Annotated in this window: 8 protein-coding genes; 3 read left to right on the top strand and 5 right to left on the bottom strand. The window is 38.5% G+C overall.

All coding sequences use genetic code 11. From position 1 onward, the window contains the following. The 3 genes from B0186_RS05460 to rfaC form a co-directional block, all read left to right on the top strand. The coding region (locus tag B0186_RS05460) for an IS3 family transposase (RefSeq protein ID WP_078218371.1) at window positions 1–202 on the top strand (202 nt) is incomplete at its 5' end. Window positions 203–277: 75 nt separating this feature from the next. Next, on the top strand, window positions 278–1,318 hold the full coding sequence (gene waaF, locus B0186_RS05455) for a lipopolysaccharide heptosyltransferase II (RefSeq protein ID WP_078218370.1): 1,041 nt from the start codon (window positions 278–280) through the stop codon (window positions 1,316–1,318). A gap of 1 nt (window position 1,319) precedes the next feature. Further along, window positions 1,320–2,288: a lipopolysaccharide heptosyltransferase RfaC gene (gene rfaC, locus B0186_RS05450; RefSeq protein WP_078218369.1), complete on the top strand. Its 969-nt coding sequence runs from the start codon at window positions 1,320–1,322 to the stop codon at window positions 2,286–2,288. 189 nt (window positions 2,289–2,477) lie between these two features. Here the strand turns inward: rfaC and B0186_RS05445 are convergent, their stop codons facing one another. From B0186_RS05445 to B0186_RS05430, 5 genes are all read right to left on the bottom strand, one after another. Beyond that, the gene (locus B0186_RS05445; protein ID WP_078218368.1) at window positions 2,478–2,783 is read right to left on the bottom strand and encodes a beta/alpha barrel domain-containing protein; all 306 of its coding nucleotides are present in this window, start codon (window positions 2,781–2,783) and stop codon (window positions 2,478–2,480) included. A gap of 103 nt (window positions 2,784–2,886) precedes the next feature. Then, window positions 2,887–3,675, bottom strand: a complete 789-nt coding sequence (locus tag B0186_RS05440; RefSeq protein WP_115073192.1) for a hypothetical protein — start codon at window positions 3,673–3,675, stop codon at window positions 2,887–2,889. A gap of 34 nt (window positions 3,676–3,709) precedes the next feature. Further along, window positions 3,710–3,829: an adhesin gene (locus B0186_RS11855; RefSeq protein ID WP_172459642.1), complete on the bottom strand. Its 120-nt coding sequence runs from the start codon at window positions 3,827–3,829 to the stop codon at window positions 3,710–3,712. After that, window positions 3,826–4,320: an enoyl-CoA hydratase gene (locus tag B0186_RS05435; protein WP_078218366.1), complete on the bottom strand. Its 495-nt coding sequence runs from the start codon at window positions 4,318–4,320 to the stop codon at window positions 3,826–3,828. The genes B0186_RS11855 and B0186_RS05435 overlap by 4 nt, the downstream gene beginning before the upstream one ends. Before the next feature lie 2 nt (window positions 4,321–4,322). Beyond that, a partial coding sequence (locus B0186_RS05430) for a DUF4376 domain-containing protein (protein ID WP_143411929.1) occupies window positions 4,323–4,660 on the bottom strand: 338 nt, incomplete at its 5' end.

The raw sequence follows: 4,660 nt of genomic DNA, 5'->3' as shown, positions 1-4,660 counted from the left end.
AGGAAATTGCTTGGATAATGCGGCGATGGAAAGTTTCTTTGGGCGGCTAAAAACGGAATGTTTTCACGGAAAATCCTTTGAAAGCATTGAGGCACTTGAGCAAGCTATACGAAGCTATGTGCGTTATTACAACGAAGAGCGAATTCAGCTCAAATTAAAAGGACTGAGTCCGATTCAATATCGGAGACAGTCCTTGAAATAACGGTCTAACTTTTTGGGGTCAGATCATTTTATTTTGCTCTATAATACGGCAATCTTCACTTCTATTGGTAAGCCTATGAACATTCTTGTTATTGGACCTTCTTGGGTTGGCGATATGATTATGTCGCACAGCCTGTATCAAACCCTTAAACAACAATATCCTAATTGCCAAATTGATGTATTGGCACCGAATTGGTGTAAGCCTTTATTGGCTCGTATGCCTGAAGTTCGCCATGCAATTACCATGCCTATTGGGCATGGCTCTTTTGATTTAAAAGGGCGGTATCAAATTGGTAAATCTTTGCGTAACCAATATGATATGGCGGTTGTGTTGCCAAATTCCTTGAAGTCAGCCTTTATTCCTGCCTTTGCCAAAATTCCTTTACGCCGAGGCTGGAAAGGGGAAAGCCGCTATTTGTTGTTAAATGATTTGCGTAGTAATAAAAATGACTATCCGATGATGGTGCAACGTTATGTAGCCTTAGGCTATGACAAAGCAATATTACCAACGGCAGCCAACTTGCCTATTCCAAAACCTTATTTGCAAGTTGATCCACAAGAATTAGCTCAGACCTTAGAAACTTTTGCAAAACAGACCGCATTTTGTGAAAACCGTGAGGCAATTGGATTTTGTCCTGGGGCGGAATTTGGTCCTGCAAAACGTTGGCCACATTATCATTATGCCGCCTTAGCCCAGCAATTAATTGAGCAAGGTTATGCCATTCGCTTATTTGGTTCGGCGAAAGATAAAGAGGTGGGTGAACAAATTCGTCAAGCCTTGCCAGCGGAATTACAATCTTATTGCTTAAACCTTGCTGGCGAAACAGACTTAAATCAAGCGGTGGATTTGATTTCAGATTGTGTGGCGGTGGTAAGTAATGATAGTGGTTTGATGCATATTGCAGCAGCATTGAATAAGCCTTTAGTTGCTGTTTATGGCCCAACCAGCCCAGAATATACGCCACCACTTTCCGACAAAGCGATTATTATTCGTTTAATTGAGGGGGGTTTGATTAAGGTGCGTAAAAGCCAAGATAGCTCGGAAGGTTATCATCAAAGTTTGATTGATATTACACCGCAGATGGTAATGGAAAAATTACAGGATTTGTTAAAGTAAAATGAAAATTTGTTTGATTAAAACCAGCTCCATGGGCGATGTTATTCATACTTTGCCTGCTTTAACCGATGCTCAAAATGCTATTGCTGATTTGCAAGTGGATTGGGTGGTGGAAGAAAATTTTGCCGAAATTCCTCGTTGGCATTCAGCAGTGAATCAAGTCATTCCCGTCGCCATTCGGCGTTGGCGTAAACAACTTTTTTCTGCTCAAACCCAAAATGAATGGAAAAACTACCGCACTTTATTGCAACAACATCAATATGATGCAGTCATTGATGCACAGGGTTTAGTTAAAAGTGCGGTGCTTGCTGCACGTTTGGCGAAAGGCATAAAACATGGCTATGATCGCCATTCAATTCGTGAGCCTTTAGCCTCTTTTTTCTACGATAAAAAATATCAGATTTCTTATCAGCAACATGCCGTTGAGCGTATTCGTCAATTACTCGCACAAAGTTTAGGTTATCAATTGCCGCAAACTCAGGGCGACTATGGCATCGCTAAACATTTCCTTCATTCAGCAGAAAATCCACAGCCTTATGTAGTTTTTGTACATAGCACCACAAGAGCAGATAAACATTGGCTTGATGAAGAATGGAAAAAACTGGCAGAAAAACTGACCGCACTTGGCTTAGAAGTTCGCTTGCCTTGGGGCAATGAAAAGGAAAAAGCGCGCGCGGATTGGATTGCTCAAGATGTGCAAAGTGCGGTGGTTTTACCAAAACTTTCACTCACAGAACTAGCCCAACAACTTGCTAATGCCAAAGCTGTTGTGTCTGTGGATACTGGTTTAGCCCATTTGACCGCCGCTTTAGATGTACCAAATATTACTTTATATGGTGCAACGGATCCGAAGTTGATTGGGACTTATGGTAAAAATCAACATTATATTCAACAACAAAGTATGGTGTTGATTAGTGCAGAACATGTTTTTGCTGAATTGCAATCTCAAGGAATGTTGAATTTTTATTAGTTCAGTATTATGTCGCTATACAATACTAGTTTAATGTTAATAGCTACCACATACTATTCTGTCCATTACACTCTTGTAGTTAGTTTGACAAATTAATGTAGAAGATCAAACTTAATCTGACAGTTTTTCATTTAGAACTTGGATGTTTGTTAGGTTAAGTCTGATTTTCTGCACTTTGTCCTATAAAAATTACATTTTGTTATTTACCCCTATATTTATAATACCATTTTTGACTAAAAATTCACTTTCCCACTTATGCAGAGATATATCCAAAGGTTCAGCAAATAATGCACTACCAGAAACAAACCAATCTATGTTTTTTGTTTTTGCTAATTCCGTAGCAAGTTCTAGAGACATAGAACCATCCACATTGATTAACTTATCTTCTCTTATTTTTCCAACTAAAAGAGTTAATTCAGATAGGCGTTTAACCATATAATCAGCAGGATATTTTTCTCCTTGTTGCGCACCACTAAAACCACGAATTTGAACCATTAAAACTGCGAAAAAACCTATTCTCGAAAAATTCTCAGTTTTAGTGGTTCATTTACCCTAAAACAAAGCCCTTTAAACTCACTTTAAAGGGCTTTTAAATTACCTAAAATTTATAGACCAAATTATCCTCATATTTTCCAGAATAACTAGCACAGGTATTTACAATAATTCTTTTGCAATCCTCAAAAGCTTGCCAATTATGAACCTTATCTTCCTGCATATACTCAATAAAACGAACAAACTCAGACTTTGTTGAGCTGAAGAATATATAAGGTGGTCGAGTGATGTTGACTAATCGTAAGAAGTCAATCAAATCAAAATATCTTGTTTGTTTATAACTCTCTTGGCGAGTGCATAAATAAGGAGGGTCTAATACAAACAACACCTTTGAATCATGGCTAAATCTAGGTAATAGGGTGTGAAACGACTCACAAATTATCTCCAAACCATCAAGATAGCTTGTAGCCTCTGGATAATCTGTTTGGCGTACAGAATGCCAAAAATCGTGAGTAAATAACTCATCTAAAGTCGCAACTTGTTCGCCACTTAATAACAACCAAGAACTCAAGCACTTCAAGTCCTTAAACCCTTGAAATTCATTGATTTTATTGATGATTTCAGCCTTAACTTCGTTGCTTATTCGCTTGTTTTTTGGTATAATTCCATCAACAATTTTGAATATCTCTTGGCGAAGTTGATTTGTATCTTTGATATGTTTTAGCCTTTCAGCGTAATCATCAAAGTCATTATAAATCACTCGTGCCAACGGTTTTTCACGCTTTGCAACATGAGCAAGCAATCCACTTCCGCCAAATACATCTATAATCGTCCAACCTTCGCCATTGCTTTCAATATTCTCATTTAGAATTTGTTTAAAATAATTCAAAAACATACGCTTTTGACCTGTAAAAGGTAGCGGAGCTTGTTTAAAATGATTTACACTTTGCTTGCTTGCTTGCTTGCTTGCTTGCTTGCTTGCTTGCTTGCTTGCTTGCAGCATGAGTCACAATCATTAAAGGTGCAAGATCTGTTAATGCTTTGCTCATTTACTTCTCCTTACAATCTCTGCTAAATCATTTGGGCTAAAACGCCAGCCTTTGTCGCTGTTAAAAATACAGTTAAAGCACCACTCACTACAAAAGAACTTGCTGCGTTTTTGTTTAATACCTAACACAATACCTAAAGCTCCCCACCAGTCATATTTAGCCCCTTGAGTGCGGTTGAAATAGCTGATGATTTGTTGCTCAGTCATTGTGTTTAACGGAATTAAATCCCATTTATCATTGTTGACATCAATCTCTTTAACACGCACGCCGCCGTCACGAATAGAGCTGCTGTAGCAGTAATAATGCTTGCGATAGTGATAATGTCCGCCATCAGGTTCCTCTTTGGCTATCACAAGCTCACAATGCGAGTAAATTCCTTTGGTTAGTTTGCGAGTGAGCCAATCGCTAAAACGGGCTAAAAGTGCGGTAGGATTTCTGCCTGTTTTTCTACCCTTATAAAGAGCTAAATAGATTTGTGTTTCTAATGCCATGGTTAATTTCCTTGTTGATAAATCTCAGTCCAGCCTGTACTAAAATCATAATCTAGCGGGTTATCTGCTTGCTCCATCAGGGCTTTATGTCGCTCTGCATTGGCAAAATCAGCTTGTTCATCAAGCAACATTTGCATGGAGAGCTCATCTAACAAAGCTTTAGTTAAAAGCACAAAACTGTTATCCATAGTTTTCCACTGGATATTAGGTGGGAGCTGGTCTAGTGTACGCATAAAAATATATTGCTGACGGCTCTCGTCATTAGTATGAAACCACTTACCAACAGACTCAACAAAACAACCGCCTCGTAAATTATCGTGGCGTTTTTGTTTGATTAGCT

The organism is Canicola haemoglobinophilus (assembly GCF_002015075.1).
In the GTDB taxonomy this organism is placed as follows: domain Bacteria; phylum Pseudomonadota; class Gammaproteobacteria; order Enterobacterales; family Pasteurellaceae; genus Canicola; species Canicola haemoglobinophilus.
The sequence above is the reverse complement of the archived record's forward strand: the minus strand, read 5'-3'. Positions and strand labels throughout refer to the sequence as shown.